This is a genomic window from Micromonospora sp. LOL_023 (assembly GCF_048060115.1).
GTDB lineage: Bacteria > Actinomycetota > Actinomycetes > Mycobacteriales > Micromonosporaceae > Micromonospora_E.
This window is the reverse complement of the sequence record NZ_JBHMIM010000001.1, coordinates 50,519-68,474: the sequence shown is the minus strand read 5'-3', so window position 1 is coordinate 68,474 and position 17,956 is coordinate 50,519. Positions and strand designations below refer to the sequence as shown.

Genomic DNA, 17,956 nt, shown 5'->3' with positions numbered 1-17,956 from the left:
CTAAGCCTTCCATAAGAACGTTTTGGGCATGAGCCTAGGGCCGGTGTCGGCCACCGGTCATCGGGGCACGCCGCACAGTGGTCGGTCGGACCGGTCCCGGGCTGGGGCGGGTCGGGCTTCGGTCGCGGGGCGGTCCAAGGTCGAGCCAGTCGGTTCGCGGTCAACCCCGTAGCCGCAGTCCACGGGGGGTGGCGCGGAAGCCGGCGGCGGCCAGCGCCGTGCGTAACGGGGATTCGCGCACCGGATCGCCATCGGCCCGCTCGACCGACAAGGTGCCGAGCATTCCGGAGGTAACCGCCCTGGCCAGCGCCTGTGCCGCCACCTCGAGCGGTTTCTCGTCGCGGGTGAAACAGAGCAGACTGCGGCCGCCCCGTTCGACGTATACCGTCAGTTCCCCGTCGACCAGGACCACGACCGCGCCGGCCTTACGCCCCGGCCGGTGCCCGGCCGGTGCCGCGTCCGGGTCGACGATCCGGTCCGGCCAGGGCAGCGCCGCGCCGTACGGGTTCGCCGGGTCGGTGGCCGCCAGCACCAGCGCCGCCGGCCGCCGCCCGGCCGGGGCGTCGTCGCCAGCGAGTTCGCGAAGCCGCTCGACCGCGCCGGGTACGGCGAACTGGGCCGCGCCGAGCCCGTCGACGAAGTAGCCACGACGTGCCGCACCACGTTCCTCCAGCGCCGACAGCACGGGGTAGACGGCGGCGAACCCGCCGGGGCTGCCCTCGGCGGCGACCGCACCCCGGGTCACCACGCCGTGCCGTTCGAGCAGGACGTCGGCGAGCAACGCCGCCCGCCGGGTCGGGTCCAGGTCACGTGACGGCAGCCGGGACCACCTGCCGGCCACCGTCGGCGCCGCGGCCCGTACCGCGAAACCTCGCCCGGCGCGCCCGACCCGGCGGGTCGCGGCGCGGGCCTGGCCGGCCGGGCGGGCGCGGTGCGCACCGCTGGCACCGAGTACGGCGCGCAACGGGGCCAACGTGTCATTGGTCAGCCAACCGGCCCACACCAGATCCCAGAGGGCTGCCTCGACGGGTGCCGCTCCCGGCCCGTCGGTGCCGGGAGCATCGGCCGGCGCACCGCCGTAGGTCGTGACCAACCCGGCGACCCGGTCGGCGAGTTGCCGGAAGAAGAGCGCCTGATTCTCGGCGAGGACGTCGAGGACGGCCTGATGGATCGGGGTGAGCGACAACGCCGGGTCCGGTGCGGGCAACAGCAGCGGAGCGGTGTCGGCGAAGACCAGCCGGATCCAGCCATCGCCGGAGCCGATCGCCGCTGAACCGGCCCACAGCACCTCGCCGGCGGCGCAGAGCTCGTCGAGCTGCGCCGGGGAGAAGTCGCCCACCCGGGCCGGCAGGACCAGCCGTTCCAGTGCGGAGGCCGGGATCGCCAGGCCCTGCAGCTGCTCGACGGCGGTGACCACCCCGTCGACGCCCCGGCCCGGACCGGAGACCTGCTGCCAGCGGGGCAGGAACCGGGCCAGGGTGGTCGCCGGCACCGGCTCTATCTCCCGCCGGAGCGCAGCGAGCGAACGCCGGCGCAGCAGCCGGAGCACCTCGGCGTCACACCACTCGGCGCCGGGCCGGTCCATCGAGAACTCGCCCGCGACGATCCGGCCGGTGGCGGCGAGCCGGCGCAGGGTCTGCTCGACGACGAAGCCGCCGAGCCCGAACCGTTCAGCGCACTGCGCCGTGTCGAACGGCCCCCGGGTGCGTGCGTAGCGGGAGACCAGATCACCGAGTGGATCGGCGACGGGAGCCAGATGCGCCTGCGCGACGCCGGTCGGCAGGGCGACGCCCAACGCGTCGCGCATCCGGCCGGCGTCCTCCACCGCGATCCAGCGCTGCTGTCCGGCGATCCGCACCGACAGTGCCCGACGGGCCCGGTACAGCTCCGTCAACCAGCCCGGATCCGCCTGCCGCAGTACCACCTCATCCTCGGTCAGGTCCCCGAGGATCCGCAGCATCTCGGCGACGTCCTCGGCGTCGCGCGGGCGCCGGTGCCCGCCGAGCCACTGCAACCGCCGGTGGGTCTCGGCGAGAACGGCCGGGTCGAGCAGCTCCCGCAGCTCGACCCGGCCGAGCAACTCGCCGAGCAGCGTCGAGTCCAGACTCAGCGCGGCGGCGCGGCGTTCGGCGAGCGGCAGGTCCGCCTCGTACAGAAACGCGCCGACGTAGCCGAACAGCAGCGACCGGGCGAACGGCGACGGCCGGGGTGTCTCGATCTCGACCAGCCGCAGCCGCCGGGCGGCCAGGTCGCCCATCAGCCCGGCCAGGGCCGGCAGGTCGAAGACGTCCCGCAGGCATTCCCGGGCGGCCTCCAGAGTGATCGGGAAGTCGGGGAACTCTCGGGCGACGTCGAGCAGTTGGGCGGCGCGTTGTCGCTGCTGCCACAGCGGCTGACGGCGGCGGGGATCGCGCCGGGGCAGCAGCAGCGCGCGCGCCGCGCACTCGCGGAACCGGGCGGCGAACAGAGCGGACCCGCCGACCGCTTCCTCGACGAGCTGGCCGATCTCGTCGGTGTCGAACGCGACCAGCTCCGCGCCGGGCGGTTGGTCCACCATCTCGGGCAGCCGGATCACGATGCCGTCGTCTGTGGGCAGCACCTGGGCGTCGACACCGTACCGTTCGGTGAGCCGGCGGCTGATGGCCAATGCCCACGGATCGTTGACCTGCGCGCCGAAGACGCTGTGCACCACCAGCCGCCAGTCGCCGAGCTCGTCGTGGAACCGTTCGACCACGATCGTCCGGTCGTCGGGCAGTGTGCGGGTGGCGCTGCGCTGCTCGTCGAGGTAGCGCAGCAGGTTGGCGGCGGCCCAGTCGTCCAGCCCGCAGGTCAGCAGCGCGGCGAGCGCGGTGTCCGGGTCCTGGCGGCCGATCGTCCGCAGCCGGGCGCCCAGGGCCCGGCCGAGTTCGATCGGTCGTCCCGGCTGGTCGCCCTTCCAGAAGGGCATCCGGGCCGGCTGCCCGGCGGCCGGCGTCACCAGCACCCGGTCGGGGGTGATCTCCTCGATCCGCCACGAGGTCGCCCCGAGCAGGAAGACATCACCGACCCGCGATTCGTAGACCATCTCCTCGTCCAGCTCGCCGACCCGGGCGGGCCGATCCGCACCGGCCAGGAACACGCCGAACAGACCACGATCGGGGATCGTGCCGCCGCTGGTGACGGCGAGGCGTTGGGCACCCGGGCGCCCGGTCAGCAGGTCGCTGCCGCGGTCCCAGACCAGGCGGGGCCGTAGCTCGGCGAACGCGGTCGACGGGTAGCGGCCGGAGAGCATGTCGAGTACGGCGTGCAACGCGGAGTCGGGCAGCTCCGCGTACGGTGCCGCCCGGCGGACCAGCGCGGCCAGCTCGTCGCGCGGCCACGGGTCGAGCGACACCATCGCGACGATCTGTTGGGCCAGCACGTCCAGCGGATTGCGGGGGAACTGCAGCCGCTCGATAGCGCCCTGCGCCATCCGCTCGGTGACCACCGCGCAGGCGAGCAGATCGCCGCGGTGCTTCGGCAGGATGACCCCGCGCGACAGCGCCCCGACCTGGTGCCCGGCCCGGCCGACGCGCTGCAGACCGGCGGCGACACTCGGCGGTGCCTCGATCTGGACGACCAGGTCGACGGCGCCCATGTCGATGCCCAGCTCCAGGCTGGAGGTCGCGATCACCGCCGGCAACCGGCCGGACTTGAGCGCCTCCTCGATCTGCTGCCGTTCGGATCGGGAGACACTGCCGTGGTGGGCGCGGGCGATCACGGCGGGCGCGCCCCGGGCGGCGTCGGACTGCGTCATGATCTCGGCCGGCATCCGGGTCGACGGTCGGAGCGTCGGCGTGGTGTCCACCGAGGGGTGCCCGGTGGCGGCGCGGTCGGCGGCGAGCTCGTTGAGCCGGGCACACAGCCGTTCCGCCGATCGCCGGGAATTGGTGAAGACGATGGTCGACCTGTGCCGGTTGATCAGGTCGAAGACCCGTTCCTCGACAGCCGGCCAGATCGAGCGGGACACCGGGCTGGTCGCAGTGTCGCCGGTCTCCTCCCGCTCGTCGAGCTGAGCGAGATCGGGCACCGGGACCTGCACGCTGACGTCGATGGTCTTGGCCGCCGCCGGGGCGACGACCCGGACCTTGTGGTGTCCGCCGAGGAAGTGGGCGGTCTCCTCGACCGGCCGTACCGTCGCCGACAGCCCGATCCGCTGGGCGGGCCGGGGCAGCAGCGCGTCCAGTCGCTCCAGGGACAGCGCGAGGTGCGCGCCGCGTTTGGTGCCGGCCACCGCGTGCACCTCGTCGACGATGACGGTCTGCACGCCGCGAAGCGACTCCCGGGCCGCGGACGTGAGCAGCAGGAACAGTGACTCCGGTGTGGTGATCAGGATGTCCGGGGGATGTTTGCCGAAGGCGCGGCGTTGGTCGGCGGGAGTGTCGCCGGTACGGATGCCGACGGTCACCTGGGGGGCCGGCAGGTGCAGCCGTGCGGCGGCCTGACCGATGCCGACCAGCGGGGTACGCAGGTTCCGGTCGACGTCGACGGCGAGCGCCTTGAGCGGGCTCAGGTACAGCACCCGGCACCGGTGCCGGGGGTCGGCGGGCTCGGGCGCGCGGGTCAGCCGGTCCAACGACCAGAGGAAGGCGGCGAGGGTCTTGCCGGAACCGGTCGGTGCGACCACCAGGGCGTGTTCGCCATCGCTGATCGCCTGCCACGCGCCGATCTGTGCGGGCGTCGGGGCGGCGAAGGCGGCGGTGAACCACTCCCGGGTGGCCGCACCGAAACGCTGTAGTACCGCCGTCATCGCGCCTCCTGCCGGCTGGTCTCGTCACCATCCTGCCTGTCGGGTCCGACACCGCCCGCCGGATGCGGCCGGCTCTGGGAAAGAAATGAGCGACACGGCAGGTCTGACTTGCCCGACTTAGTAGTTATGGAGTAACTTTCCGTCATCAATCGTTCTTTCGAGGAGTACCCCTATGCCCGTTGTCGAACGTGGCCTCCATCACGACACCGAGGTACTTCTCCGTCAGGTGGACGGCTTGGTCGCCCTGCTTCGGCTGCGTCACGACCGGGTCGAACCGGCGGCTGTCGAACGGTTCGCCGACGCGTTGCGTACCTTGATCGTCGCCAGCGGTCCGGCCAGCGCGGCCGACCGGGCCCGGGTGCGTGCCACCGTGCACTACTACATGGTGCTGGCCTGCCGGGGCGGACTGCCGTCGGTCCCGGCGAGGATCACGGTCGGCCGGCCGGTGCCCGCCGCCGACAACTCCACCGTCGTGCCCGCAGCGGACTGAGCTGCCCACCGCCGTACCGCTCACTCTGTTCGCCCCGCCCATCCTGGCCGCACCGCCTCCTGTCCTACGCCGGTCCGGCGGTCGCCTCCGGCATGTGATGGTAACCGTCTGGTAACTGCCAATAAGCCTTTGTCGGCTTACCATTCCAGTTCCCGACCGGGCCGACCGACCGAACGGTGACGCTGGCCGCGGCCGGGTCGCGACACCGACGGTCGCGGGCCGGCGACGGTGAGCCGGTAAGGTAGCGGGCAACGACAACAGCGGAAGGGGCGTCGATGGCACACCTGCGCCACCTGCCGCGCTCTCGCTGGATCGCTCTCGCCCTGTCCTTCCTGCTCGCCGTGACCGCGGTGCACGGGGCCGCCTCGGTGGCCGTGCCGGTCGTCGCGATCGCGGCCGGTCCCGCCTCGATCGGCGCGGCTCTGCTGCATCCCACGGTCACCCCCGGCGGCCGTGGCGGCTGCGACGACCGCGCGGTGGCGCGCGAGCGGCAGGGCATCGACGACCACCCCCGATCGGCCGGCGGCGCCGACCGCGGTGAACTCGTCGCGGCGATCGTCGCGACCCCGGAGACCGGGACGGACGTCGACCCGCCGACCGTTCACCCGGCCACCGCCGACCCGCTGGTCCGCCGGGCAGACCACCCCCATGGTGCCCGGGCGCCACCCCGGCGGGTCCAGCCCACCTCGACCACCGTCGGCTGACCTGGCCCCGGCGGCGTCGCACCGTCGACTCCGCACCGGCCACCGGCTACCGGCCCGGTCGGCCCGTGCACCTACCGCGACGGCCGCAACCGCCATCCGGCGTACCTCGCGCACCACGCGTGCGAATCTGTCAACGACCGGGCCGCGACGGCCCGCGACGACACCTACCTGGAGCTCCGCGTGCTGGTCCTGCTGATCGTCCACCTCGGGACGGCGCTGCTCGCGCCGGTACTGGTTCGCTGGTGGGGTCCGCGTGCCTGCTACGTGGTCGCCGCCGCGCCCGGTGCCGCATTCGTCTGGGCGCTGGTCAACACCTCGGCGGTACGTGGCGGTGACGCGATCGCCGAGACGTACACCTGGGTGCCGCAACTCGGCCTCGACCTAGCCTTCCGCACCGGCACCCTGTCCTGGCTGATGGTGCTGCTGGTCGGCGGGATCGGCGCGCTGGTGCTGATCTACTGCGCGCGGTACTTCGCGCCGGGCGAGCCTGGCCTCGGCCGATTCACCGCTGTCTTCGCCGGGTTCGCCGGCGCGATGCTGGGACTGGTGCTCGCCGACGACCTGATCCTGCTCTACGTCTTCTGGGAGTTGACCACGGTCTTGTCCTACCTGCTCATCGGGCACAACCCGGAGAAGCGGGCCAGCCGACGGGCCGCCGCGCAGGCCCTCATCGTGACCACGCTCGGTGGGCTGGCCATGCTGGTCGGGTTCATCATGCTCGGCCAGCACGCCGGGACGTACCGCTGGTCGGAGATTGCCCAGAGCCCCCCGGCGTCGGGCGGGTACCTCGCGACCGCGCTCGTCCTCGTCCTCGTCGGCGCGTTGTCCAAGTCGGCGATCTTCCCGTTCAGCTTCTGGCTGCCCGCCGCGATGGCCGCCCCCACCCCGGTCAGTGCCTACCTGCACGCCGCCGCGATGGTCAAGGCCGGCGTCTACCTCGTCGCACTGTTCTCCTCGGTGTACGGGGGCAACCCGTGGTGGTACTGGCTGATCGTCTGTACCGGCACCGCGACGATGCTGGCGGGTGGTTGGGCCGCGCTGCGTCAGACCGACCTCAAACTGCTCCTGGCGTACGGCACGGTCAGCCAACTCGGTCTGCTCATGGTGGTCACCGGCGCCGGTGACCGGGATCCGGCGTTGGCCGGGTTGACCATGCTGCTCGCCCACGCCCTGTTCAAAGCCACCCTCTTCCTGGTGGTGGGCATCGTCGACCGATGCACGGGCACCCGGGACCTGACCGAGTTGAGCGGGCTCGGTCGTCGGATGCCGGTCGTCGCCGCCGCCGCGGTGCTCGCCGCCGCGTCGATGGCGGGAGTGCCGCCGCTGCTGGGTTTCGTCGGCAAGGAAGCGGTGCTGGAGGCGTTCGCGGCGGACCCGGTGGTGCTCGCGCTGATCGTGTTCGGCGCGGTGCTCACCACCGCGTACAGCGCGCGGTTCGTCTGGGGGGCGTTCGCCAGCAAACCGGGGGTCGAACCCACCACGAGCCAGCCGCCGGGCGCGGCGTTCGTGGCTCCGGTCGGTGTGCTGGCCCTGCTGGGGCTGTCGCTCGGCCCGCTCGCCAGCGTCGTCGACCAGCTGCTCGCCCCGTACGCCGGCCTGTTCGGTCCGGGTGAGTACCACTTGGCACTGTGGCACGAATTCACTCCCGCGTTGGCGCTGTCGCTGGTCGCGTTGGCCGGCGGCGCGGTGCTGTTCGTCCTGCGCGAGCGGGTCGCCACCGCCCAACGCCGGCTGCGTGCGCCCACCGACGGGGCAACCGTCTACGCCCAGGTGACCCACGGGCTGGACCGGCTGTCGGTCGAGGTGACCGGTGCCACCCAGCGGGGGTCGTTGCCGCAGTACCTCAGCACCATCCTGCTGGTCCTGGTCGCCGTGCCGGGGGGAGCGTTGCTGATCAACCGGCCCTGGCTGGAGCCGTGGCGTTGGTACGGCACCCCGGCGCAGGTCGTGGTGGCCGTCGTGCTGACCGTCGCGGCGATCGCCACGGTACGGGCACAGCGACGACTCAAGGCGGTGCTCCTCGCCGGGGTCACCGGCTACTGCACCGCGCTGATGTTCGTCCTGCACGGTGCTCCGGATCTGGCGTTGACGCAGTTCCTGGTCGAGACGATCACCGTCGTCGTCTTCGTCCTGGTGCTCCGCCGGCTACCGATCTACTTCTCCGAGCGGCCGCTGCGCTCGAGCCGGTACGCGCGGATCGCACTCGGGGTGGTGGTCGGCACCGTGATGGCTGGGATGGCGGCCGCGGCGGTCAGCGGCCGGGAGGCCGCACCGATCTCCGACGCCTTTCCCGAGCAGGCGGTCGAGTACGGCGGCGGCCGCAACGTGGTGAACGTGACCCTGGTGGACATCCGCGCCTGGGACACCATGGGCGAGATATCGGTGCTGGTCGTGGCCGCGACCGGGGTGGCCAGCCTGGTCTTCCTCCGTCCCCGGACCGGGCCCGGGCCACGACGGGCCAGCCCTGCCACGGTGACCGGTCCGCCGCGCGGTGGACCGTCCGGCACCGTGGCGCCGTCCGCGCCGTCCGCGCCGTCCGCGCCGTCCGCGCCGGCCACGTCGGCGATGTCGCAGGGATCACCGCCGGGCACGCCGCCGCGTCCCCGCCGGCAGCGGATCTGGCTGCGCGGCGGGGCCACTCAGGCGGCCCGTGGCCGGTCGATCATCCTCGAGGTGGTCACCCGGTTGCTGTTCCACGCCATCCTGGTCTATTCGATCTTTCTACTCTTCTCTGGACACAACGCCCCCGGCGGTGGGTTCGCCGGCGGGCTGGTGGCCGGCCTCGCGCTCGCGGTGCGCTATCTCGCCGGTGGCCGCTACGAGTTGAACGAGGCCGCCCCGGTCGATGCCGGCCTGGTACTCGGCGCGGGGCTGTTCCTCGCCGTCGGCGCCGGGCTGAGCCCGATCCTGATCGGTGGGGAGGTACTACAGAGCGCCATCGTCGACCTGCACGTCCCGGTGATCGGTGACATCCACCTGGTCACGTCGCTGTTCTTCGACATCGGCGTGTACCTGATCGTGGTGGGACTGGTGCTGGACATCCTGCGCAGTCTCGGCGCCGAGGTCGACCGGCAGATCGCCCGATCCGTGGAGCCCGACGTCGACGTCGACGACACTCCGTCGAACGACATCTCCGCGACCACCGACACCCCGGCGTCCGAGGCCCGGGGCGACGAGATCCCGCTCGGCCAGAGGAGTAGCTGACGTGCCGCCCAACCTGGTACTTGTCCTCGTCGTCGGGGTGCTCTTCGCGACGGGGGTGACCCTGCTGCTGGAACGCAGTCTCACCCGGGTGGTGCTCGGCGTGATTCTGCTCGGCAACGGGGCCAACCTGCTGATCCTGCTCGGCGGCAGGTCCGGCGGCGCGCCGATCGACGAGGTCACCGCGCGGGAGGAGATGAGTGACCCGTTGCCGCAGGCGCTGATCCTCACCGCCATCGTGATCACTCTCGGGCTCACCGCCTTCCTGCTCGCCATGGCGTACCGCAGCTGGTTGCTCTTCGGCCACGACGAGGTCCAGGACGACCTCGAGGACCGGCTCATCGTCGCGCGCGCCATCGCCGACCAGGGGCCGAACGCCGAGGACGACGACGACGGCGACGGCGACGGCGACCCCGTCGACGCGATAAGTGCGCCGCGTACCGCACCGGCCCGCGCCGGCGACCTCGAAGGGAGCGGCAAGTGAGCGCACTGGTGCCATTGCCGGTGATCCTGCCGTTGCTCGGTGCCGGCATCACCCTGGTGCTGGCCCGCCATCCACGGGCCCAGCGGACCACCAGCGTCGCCGCGCTCACCGTCACCTTCGGTGTCGCGCTGGCCCTGCTGGTCATCGCCCACCGTGACGGTCCGCAGGTGGTGCTGGTGGGCGGCTGGCCGGCGCCGCTGGGCATCGTGCTGGTCGCCGACCAGCTCGCCACCCTGCTGCTGGTCGTCTCCACCGCCGTGACGCTGTGCGTGCTGCTCTACTCCATCGGCGAAGGCCGGGCAGACGGCCGGGAGAGCACGCCGGTGGCGATCTACCACCCCACGTACCTGATCCTGACCGCCGGGGTGACCAACGCGTTTCTCTCCGGGGATCTGTTCAACCTCTACGTGAGCTTCGAGATCCTGCTCGGCGCCAGCTTCGTGCTGCTCACCCTGGGCGGCACCGAGGTGCGGATCCGGGCCGGTACGACATACGTGGTGGTCAGCATCCTGTCGTCGGTGATCTTCCTGGCCGCGATCGGTCTGATCTACGCGGCGACGGGCACGGTCAACCTTGCCCAGTTGGCCGAGCGGCTCGACGGACTCCCCGACGGTCTGCGGCTGGTGCTGCAGTTGATGCTGCTGCTCGCGTTCGGCATCAAAGCTGCCGTGTTCCCGTTGTCTGCCTGGCTGCCGGACAGCTATCCGACCGCGCCGGCGCCGGTGACTGCCGTCTTCGCCGGGCTGCTGACCAAGGTCGGCGTGTACGCGGTCATCCGGACCGAGACGTTGCTGTTCCCCGGCGGCCGGACCCAGGACATGCTGCTGATCGTCGCGCTGCTCACCATGGTGGTCGGTATCCTCGGTGCGGTCGCCCAGTCGGACATCAAACGGCTGCTGTCGTTCACCCTGGTCAGCCACATCGGCTACATGCTGTTCGGGATCGCGCTCGGCACCGCCGCCGGGCTGGCCGCGGCGATCTTCTACGTGGTGCACCACATCACCATCCAGACCACGTTGTTCCTCGCGACCGGTCTGGTGGAACGCCGGGGTGGCAGCACCAACCTGGAACGACTCGGCGGGTTGGCCCGGGCTGCACCACTGTTGGCCGTGCTGTTCTTCCTGCCGGCGTTGAATCTGGCCGGGATTCCACCGTTCTCCGGCTTCCTGGGCAAGCTGGGCCTGCTGCAGGCCGGCGTCGCCGACGGCAGCCCACTCGCCTGGACGGTGGTCGCCGGCAGCACGCTGACCAGCCTGCTGACCTTGTACGCGGTGACCCGGGTGTGGAACCTCGCGTTCTGGCGCAAGACCGCTCCGGACGCCGGCCACGGGGAGCTCGAGCCGGTGCTGGCCGGCTCGACACCCCCGCCAGGTCCGGTGTCGCCGGCAGCATCGGACGCCGGCCCGGCCGGGCCCACGCCCCTGGCCCCGCCGCGCCCGTCCACCGCGGCGCGGGTTCCGTCCACCGACTCGGACTCCACCCCGCTGGCGGCGGGCGGACCGGGGGCGGTGGAGCCGATGCCACCCCTGCTGGTCGGCGCGACCACCGCGTTGGTGGTGATCGGGCTGGCCCTGATGGTGCTGGCCGGACCGCTGTTCGACATCAGCACCGAGGCGGCGGCCAACCTGGTCGACCGCACGCCGTACATCGAAGCGGTCTTTCCGCAGGGAGCCCCATGAGTCCCGTCTCCAAGGCCGCGCGGTGGCGCAGCCAACTCATCGCGGCCGCCGTGCTGGTGGTGCTCTGGAACCTGTTCTACGGGCAGTTCTCGGTCGGCAACCTGATCGGCGGCGCGTTGGTCGCATTGGTGGTCATCACGGTCTTTCCGCTGCCGCCGGTGGCGTTCGAGGGCCGGATCCGACCGCTGGCGGTGCTGCGGTTCCTCGGCCGGTTCGTGGTCGACCTGTTCGCCGCGAGCGCGCAGGTGGCGTGGGCGGCGGTCCGGTTCGGACACACCCCGCGCAGCGCGGTGATCGCGGTCCGGCTGCGGGTCCGCACCGACCTCAACATGACCCTCACCGGTGAGGCGCTGTCGCTACTCCCGGGGAGCCTCATCGTCGAGGCCGACGCGGCGACCGGCACGCTCTACATCCACGTACTCGACGTGACCGATCAGGGTGGGGTCGAGCGGGCCAGGGAGAAGGTGCTCGCGTTGGAGGCCAGGATCGTACGCGCGATCGGCTCGGCCGATGAGGTGCGTCAACTCGATGTCCCGGCACCGCGACAGGCCACGGTCCGATGACCGCCGTCGGCGTCGTCGTGGGTGTCCTGTTGGGTACGGCGGCCCTGCTGGCCGTCGGACGGATCATTCGTGGCCCCTCCCTGCTGGACCGGGTGGTGGCCACCGAGGTACTGATCGCGATCCTCGTCGGCGGTATCGCCGCCGAGGCGGCGGTGAACCGGCACGCCACGACATTGCCGGTGCTGGTCGTGCTGTCGCTGCTGGGCTTCGTGGGCTCGGTGAGCATCGTCCGGTTCGTGGCCGCCCGATCACCCGCGACGGCCGCGGCGGAACGGGGGAAGGAAAAGTGACTGCTGTGACCGACGCGCTGTCCGGTGTCTTGCTGGTCGGCGGAGCCCTGCTCAGCCTGGCCGCCAGCATCGGTCTGCTCCGGTTTCCCGACGTCGCCTCGCGGATACACGCGGCGACCAAGCCGCAGGTGCTCGGGCTGCTGCTGGTCCTCGCCGGGGTGGCGCTGCGGTTGTCCAGCGGGACCGAGTTGGCGACCCTGCTGCTGGTGGCGATCTTCCAGATGGCGACCGCACCGGTGGCGGCACATATGATCGGCCGGGCGGCCTACCGTGCCGACCTGGTCCGGCGGGACTTGTTGATCACCGATGAGGCGGTCGGGATGGGCACGGAGCGCCCGGTCGCCGAACGGCCGCGATCCGATCGATGACCGGCACCGCGCGAACCGGTCCCCGGTGGCCGGCGGCTATATAATCCGGCAATGACCGACGCTTCTGCCCGGGAGGGCGGCAGTAGCCAGCCGGGTGAGCCCCGGCTGCCTGTCACCTCGTCGCCGGTCACCGGAGCGCTGAGCCTGCCGTGCTGATAGCCGTCGGTCTGCTACTGATCGTTGTGCTCACCGTGGCGACAGGCTACTTCGTCGCCCAGGAGTTCGGTTACGTCGCCGTCGATCGCGGCAGGTTGCGCAGCATGGCCGAGCAGGGTGACGCAGCGGCCATCCGGGCACTGCGGGTGACCAGCCGACTGTCGTTCATGCTCTCCGGCGCCCAGCTCGGCATCACCGTGACGGCCCTGCTGGTCGGCTACGTGGCCGAGCCGTACCTCGGGGCCGGCCTGTCCGAGCTGCTCGGCGACATCGGCGTCCCGGCGGCCGCGAGCCTGACCGTCTCCGTCGCCCTTGCCCTGGTCATCTCCACCGTGGTGCAGATGGTCCTCGGGGAGCTGGCCCCGAAGAACCTGGCCCTGGCCCGGGCCGAGGTACTCGCGCGGGCGCTGAGCCGCTCGACGCTGCTCTACCTCGCCGTCGCCGGGCCGCTGATCAGGTTGTTCGACATCGCGGCGAACCGGCTGCTACGGCGGATCGGCGTCGATCCGATCGAGGAGCTGCCCAGCGGCGCAACCGCCGAGGACCTCGGCCAGATCATCGCCGCGTCGCGCCAGGAGGGGCACCTCGACTCGGTGCTGTCCACCCTGCTCGACCGGGGCCTGCACTTTCGTCAGTTGACCGCCGGGGAGGCGATGGTGCCCCGGGTCGACGTGCACACGGTGCGGGTCGACGCACCTGTCACCGAACTCGTCGAGCTGCTGGAGACCGGCCATTCGCGGTTCCCGGTGTACGGGTCGGACGGCGTCGACGACGTGGTCGGTATCGCCAGCATCGCCGACGTGCTCACGGTAGCGCCGGCACAGCGGGCCGCGACGACCGTCGCGGCGGTGCTGGTGCCGCCGCTGCTGGTCCCGGAGACCCTGCCGCTGCCGGCGGTGCTGGACCGGCTGCGCAAGGGGCATCGTCAGCTCGCCTGTGTGGTCGACGAGTACGGCGGGTTCGCCGGCGTGATCAGCCTGGAGGATATCGCCGAGGAACTGGTCGGCCCGATCCGCGACGAGGACGATCCGGAGGAGCCGACTCCGGTCCGCCAGCCGGACGGTTCCTGGCTGGTGCCGGCCCGGTGGCGCATCGACGAGGTCGCCGACACGACCGGCGTCGGGCTGCCGACCGCGCCGGAGTACGACACGCTGTCCGGTCTGGTCATGCGTGAACTGGGGCGGGTGCCCGCCGTCGGTGACCAGATCTCGATCAGCCTCGACGAGACGACGACCGGCAACAGTCACCCCGCCGGCGCGCGGGCGGTGCTGCACGTGCTCTCCGTCGACCGGCACGTGCCGGACTCGGTCCGGATGGAGGTCATCGGGTGAGCACCGGGTGGGCGCTGCTGACCTCGGTGGTGCTGCTGGCGTTGAACGGCTTCTTCGTGGCCGCCGAGTTCGCCCTGGTGGCCAGCAAACGTTACCGGCTGGAGCAGGCTGCGGCGGCTGGCTCGCGGGCCGCCCGGGCGGCGGTCGACGGCTCCCGCGAGTTGTCGCTGATGCTGGCCGGGGCGCAGCTGGGTATCACGGTCTGCACCCTGGGTCTGGGCGCGCTCGCCGAGCCGGCGGTGGAGCGGCTCGTCGCCCCGTGGCTGGAGTCGGCGGGGCTGCCGTACGCCGCCAGCCACCTGATCGCCTTCCTGTTCGCCCTCGCCCTGGTCGTCCTGCTGCACCTGGTGGTGGGGGAGATGGCGCCGAAGTCGTGGGCGATCACCCATCCGGAACGCTCGGCGTTGCTACTGGCTCTGCCGTTCCGGGCGTTCGCCCGGGTGTCCCGGCCGGTCCTGTTCGGCCTCAACGCGATCGCCAACGCCATGTTGCGGGTTGTCCGGGTCGAGCCGCAGGACCAGCTCGCCCAGGTGCACGGCCCGGACGAGTTGCGGATCCTGCTGGAACAGTCGCGTGAGCATGGCCTGTTACCGCCGGACCAGCACGAGCTGCTGGCCAAGATGCTCCAGCTGGAGCGCACCATGGTGCGCGACGTCATGCAGCCGGTCGACCAGGTGGTCGTGGTCGCCAGGACGGACACCGCCGACCGGGTCGAGGAACTGTCCCGGGTCAGCGGCCGGTCGCGGCTGGTGGTCCGGGGCGATGCTGGTGAGCTGATCGGCGTCGTGCACGTCCGGGACGCGGTGCTGGCCAACACCCGGGGCGGTGCGCCGACGGCGGAGGCGTTGATGGCCCGGCCGTTCGTCCTGCCCGCCACCGCCACGGTCACCGAGGCGGTGGCGGCGATGCGCGCCGACCAGGTGCAGTTGGCGTTGGTCACCAACGGCGCCGGCGCACAGCAGCCGGTGGGCTTCGTGGCACTGGAGGACCTGCTGGAGGAGGTCATCGGCGAGTTCGACGACGAGACCGACACCGCTGCCCGGGGCCGCCGGCTGCGGTGAACGGCGCCGGTCAGGCCGCGCCGGCGCTGGCGGTGGCGAGCTTGAGGCTGAAGCCGAGGAACAACGCGCCGATCCCGCTGGTGATCGTGGCGGCCAGCCGCCTACGTTGGCGGAACTGCATCGACAGGTACGTTCCAGTGAAAATCAGTACGGTCAGGTAGATCACGCTGAACGCTTGGGCGATCAGACCGAGCAGCAGGAACGACAGCACCGGGTACGGATACGCCGGGTCGACGAACTGGATGAAGAACGACACGAAGAACAGGATCGCCTTCGGGTTGAGCAGGCTGATCACCGTGGCCTTGCGGAACGGATGCCGCACCGTTGCCGGTTCTGCGGTGTCGACCAGCCGGGGCGCGGCCGGGTCGTCGCGTAGCCGCCAGCGCCGCCAGGCACCACGCAGCATGGTGAATCCGACATAGCCGAGGTACGCCGCACCCGCGTACTTGATCACTGCGAAGAGCGCGGGATGGGTCTTGAGCAGCGAGGCGACCCCGGCAGCGGACAGCACCATCAGGACGGTGTCACCGAGGAACACGCCGCTGGCGGCCCGGTAGCCCTGCCGTACGCCGCGTCGCGCGGCGGTGGACAGGACGAACAGCGAGTTCGGTCCGGGCAGCAGGATGATCGCCACGGTGCCGAGGATGTAGGTCCAGATGTCGGTGATGCCCAGCATGGCGATCATCCTCACCCGGCGGCCGGCTTTCGGGCGAGCGGTTTTGTCGCTGGTCACGTGTGCGTTCGGGCACCATGTGGATGCCCGCCGGACGGGGTCCGTGCGACGGTGGCCAGGTAGTCGGGGGGCGCGCTCCGTACCTCGGGCGCGGGCTGCGGCGGCCCGGCGACGGTGCGCAGCGGTACGACGCCCGCCCAGTGCGGTAGCGCCAGGTCGGCCGGGTCGTCGCCCGGCCCACCGGCTCGGCATTTGACCGACACCTCGGTCAGCGCGACGGCGAGCACCGCGGTCTCGGCGAGTTCCCGCCGGGTGGGGGGCCGGCTGTCGGCCGCCCGGCCACTGCCGACCTTGTCGACCAGGGCGTCGAGCACCCGGCGCTTGTCGGGTGCTTCGGTGACCAGCCGGGCGGTGCCGTGCACGATGACGGACCGGTAGTTGGCGCTGTGGTGGAACTGGGACCGGGCGTAGACCAGTCCGTCGAGGATGGTGACCACCACGCAGACCGGCAGACCGTCGGGGTGGCGGGCGGCCAGCAGCGGGGTGCTGCCGGTCGAACCGTGCAGGTAGAGCTCGTCGCCGATGCGTACGTGCAGGGTGGGCAGCGCCCGGGGCTCGCCGTCGACGACGAACGTCAGGCAGCAGTGGTACGCCTCGTCGAGGATCTGGTGGGCGTCGGCCCGTTGATAGCCGATCCGGCCGCGGTCGCGGGCGGCCGTGGTCCGGGCGGAACGGGGGTACACGGCAGCTCCAAATTTTGTAGTAGTACAATTTATAAATTGTGGCAGAACATTATCAGCCCACTGGGGCGACCGCCAGTGAGATCTCCGCCAGCGTCGAGGCGGCGGTCCGTACCGCGAACCTGGTGCCCGGTGCCGGTTTGCCGGCCGTCCGGACCCTCGCCGCGACGCTCGGGGTCAGCCCGGCCACGGTGGCCCGGGCGTACCAGATGCTGCGTCAACGAGGCATCGTCGACACCGACGGGCGCCGGGGTACCCGGATCCGCCCCCGACCGCCGGTGGCCGGCACCCGATCCGTCCCCGTCGTCCCACCGCCGCCCGGCGGACTCGACCTGTCCACCGGCGAACCCGATCCCACGCTCCTACCACCCCTGGCCCGGCATCTCACCTCGGTCGCCGGCCGGCTGGCCGCTGGTGAACCCGCGACCAGCTACGCCGACGCCGGACCACTTCCTGAACTCGTCGAACTCGCCACCGACCGGCTCACGGCGGATGGACTGCCGTCCGGCGCGCTGACCGTCACCAGCGGCGCCCTCGACGGCATCGAACGACTGCTCACCTGCCAGCTGAGCCCAGGGGACCGGGTGGCGATCGAGGATCCGGGCTGGGCCAATCTGCTCGACCTGGTCGCCGCCCTCGGCCTCACCGCGGTGCCGATGCCGGTCGACGACGACGGACCCACCGAGGACGGGCTGCGGGCCGCGCTCGCCGCCGGTGTGGCCGCCGTCGTCGTGACCACCCGTGCCCAGAATCCGACCGGGGCGATCCTGGGCGCACGGCGGGCCGCCGCCCTGCGCCGGGTCCTGCGAACCGGCCCCGACGTCCTGCTCATCGAGGACGACCACGCGGCGGAGCTGTCGGACACCCCGCCGCAGGTGCTCGCCGGCGCCAGCGCCCGATGGGCCTTCGTCCGCTCCGCGAGCAAGCCCTACGGTCCCGACCTGCGGGTGGCGGTGCTGGCCGGGGACCCGGCCACGGTCAGCCGGGTCGCCGGCCGGATGCGGATCGGCTCCGGCTGGGTCTCGACCGTGCTGCAACGCCTGCTCAGCGAGCTGTGGCGGGACCCGGCCGTCACCGCGGCGGTGAAGGACGCCGGCATCGAGTACCGGCGCCGGCGGGAGTCACTGCGGGCCGCACTCGACCGGTACGGGGTGACCAGCCACGGCGACAGCGGACTCAACATCTGGGTCCCGGTCGCCGACGAACTCCACGTGGTGACCGCGCTGCAGGCAGGCGGCTACACCGTCTCGGCCGGCGCGCGGCACCGGCTGCGCAGCGCGCCGGGTATCCGGATCACCGTCAGCCAGCTGGACGACTCGACGATCCCGCAGCTGGCAGTGGCGGTCCGCGACGCGAGCCGCCCGCCGCGGCGGGTCGGCACCGGTCGGTGAACCGCGCCGGTGGACCGCGCCGGTGGACCGCGCCGACCCGGCCCGCCCCTTGCCGTC

Annotated in this window: 14 protein-coding genes; 11 read left to right on the top strand and 3 right to left on the bottom strand. The window is 72.0% G+C overall.

Annotated elements, in window-relative coordinates:
• Positions 1-160: 160 nt before the first annotated feature.
• The gene (locus ACFHVL_RS00290; RefSeq protein ID WP_416624471.1) at positions 161-4,768 is read right to left on the bottom strand and encodes an ATP-dependent helicase; all 4,608 of its coding nucleotides are present in this window, start codon (positions 4,766-4,768) and stop codon (positions 161-163) included.
• 172 nt (positions 4,769-4,940) lie between these two features.
• Here ACFHVL_RS00290 and ACFHVL_RS00285 point away from each other — a divergent pair, with 172 nt between their 5' ends.
• From ACFHVL_RS00285 to ACFHVL_RS00240, 10 genes are all read left to right on the top strand, one after another.
• Positions 4,941-5,258, top strand: coding sequence for a hypothetical protein (locus ACFHVL_RS00285; protein ID WP_416624470.1), 318 nt, complete (start codon positions 4,941-4,943; stop codon positions 5,256-5,258).
• A gap of 275 nt (positions 5,259-5,533) precedes the next feature.
• On the top strand, positions 5,534-5,962 hold the full coding sequence (locus tag ACFHVL_RS00280) for a hypothetical protein (RefSeq protein ID WP_416624469.1): 429 nt from the start codon (positions 5,534-5,536) through the stop codon (positions 5,960-5,962).
• 180 nt (positions 5,963-6,142) lie between these two features.
• On the top strand, positions 6,143-9,166 hold the full coding sequence (locus ACFHVL_RS00275; RefSeq protein ID WP_416624467.1) for a Na+/H+ antiporter subunit A: 3,024 nt from the start codon (positions 6,143-6,145) through the stop codon (positions 9,164-9,166).
• 1 nt (position 9,167) lies between these two features.
• Positions 9,168-9,647 carry a Na(+)/H(+) antiporter subunit C gene (locus ACFHVL_RS00270; protein WP_416624466.1) on the top strand — a complete coding sequence of 160 codons (480 nt, stop codon included), beginning with the start codon at positions 9,168-9,170 and terminating at the stop codon, positions 9,645-9,647.
• Positions 9,644-11,326, top strand: coding sequence for a Na+/H+ antiporter subunit D (locus ACFHVL_RS00265; RefSeq protein ID WP_416624464.1), 1,683 nt, complete (start codon positions 9,644-9,646; stop codon positions 11,324-11,326). Before ACFHVL_RS00270 ends, ACFHVL_RS00265 begins: the two co-directional genes overlap by 4 nt.
• A complete protein-coding gene (locus tag ACFHVL_RS00260; protein ID WP_416624462.1) occupies positions 11,323-11,889 on the top strand; it encodes a Na+/H+ antiporter subunit E in 567 nt (188 codons plus the stop codon). Before ACFHVL_RS00265 ends, ACFHVL_RS00260 begins: the two co-directional genes overlap by 4 nt.
• Positions 11,886-12,179 (top strand): monovalent cation/H+ antiporter complex subunit F, encoded by a 294-nt coding sequence (locus ACFHVL_RS00255; protein WP_326554773.1) that lies wholly within the window; start codon positions 11,886-11,888, stop codon positions 12,177-12,179. Before ACFHVL_RS00260 ends, ACFHVL_RS00255 begins: the two co-directional genes overlap by 4 nt.
• The gene (gene mnhG / locus ACFHVL_RS00250) at positions 12,176-12,547 is read left to right on the top strand and encodes a monovalent cation/H(+) antiporter subunit G (protein WP_416624460.1); all 372 of its coding nucleotides are present in this window, start codon (positions 12,176-12,178) and stop codon (positions 12,545-12,547) included. The genes ACFHVL_RS00255 and mnhG overlap by 4 nt, the downstream gene beginning before the upstream one ends.
• A gap of 149 nt (positions 12,548-12,696) precedes the next feature.
• The gene (locus ACFHVL_RS00245; RefSeq protein ID WP_416624458.1) at positions 12,697-14,034 is read left to right on the top strand and encodes a hemolysin family protein; all 1,338 of its coding nucleotides are present in this window, start codon (positions 12,697-12,699) and stop codon (positions 14,032-14,034) included.
• Positions 14,031-15,095 (top strand): hemolysin family protein, encoded by a 1,065-nt coding sequence (locus tag ACFHVL_RS00240; protein WP_416624456.1) that lies wholly within the window; start codon positions 14,031-14,033, stop codon positions 15,093-15,095. The genes ACFHVL_RS00245 and ACFHVL_RS00240 overlap by 4 nt, the downstream gene beginning before the upstream one ends.
• Positions 15,096-15,105: 10 nt before the next feature.
• Here ACFHVL_RS00240 and leuE read toward each other — a convergent pair whose 3' ends face one another.
• Positions 15,106-15,780, bottom strand: coding sequence for a leucine efflux protein LeuE (gene leuE, locus ACFHVL_RS00235; protein WP_416624704.1), 675 nt, complete (start codon positions 15,778-15,780; stop codon positions 15,106-15,108).
• Between the two features lie 44 nt (positions 15,781-15,824).
• Positions 15,825-16,511 (bottom strand): pyridoxamine 5'-phosphate oxidase family protein, encoded by a 687-nt coding sequence (locus tag ACFHVL_RS00230; RefSeq protein ID WP_416624455.1) that lies wholly within the window; start codon positions 16,509-16,511, stop codon positions 15,825-15,827.
• A 38-nt stretch (positions 16,512-16,549) separates the two neighbouring features.
• Here ACFHVL_RS00230 and ACFHVL_RS00225 point away from each other — a divergent pair, with 38 nt between their 5' ends.
• Entirely contained in the window at positions 16,550-17,899 is a 1,350-nt protein-coding gene (locus ACFHVL_RS00225) for an aminotransferase class I/II-fold pyridoxal phosphate-dependent enzyme (protein ID WP_416624454.1), read from the top strand.
• Positions 17,900-17,956 lie beyond the last annotated feature (57 nt).

Excerpts from the sequence above, each read along its gene's own strand:
- ACFHVL_RS00290 (WP_416624471.1), bottom strand. The coding sequence starts at position 4,768 with ATGACGGCGGTACTACAGCGTTTCGGTGCGGCCACCCGGGAGTGGTTC.
- ACFHVL_RS00285 (WP_416624470.1), top strand. The coding sequence starts at position 4,941 with ATGCCCGTTGTCGAACGTGGCCTCCATCACGACACCGAGGTACTTCTC.
- ACFHVL_RS00280 (WP_416624469.1), top strand. The coding sequence starts at position 5,534 with ATGGCACACCTGCGCCACCTGCCGCGCTCTCGCTGGATCGCTCTCGCC.
- ACFHVL_RS00260 (WP_416624462.1), top strand. The coding sequence starts at position 11,323 with ATGAGTCCCGTCTCCAAGGCCGCGCGGTGGCGCAGCCAACTCATCGCG.
- ACFHVL_RS00255 (WP_326554773.1), top strand. The coding sequence starts at position 11,886 with ATGACCGCCGTCGGCGTCGTCGTGGGTGTCCTGTTGGGTACGGCGGCC.
- leuE (WP_416624704.1), bottom strand. The coding sequence starts at position 15,780 with ATGATCGCCATGCTGGGCATCACCGACATCTGGACCTACATCCTCGGC.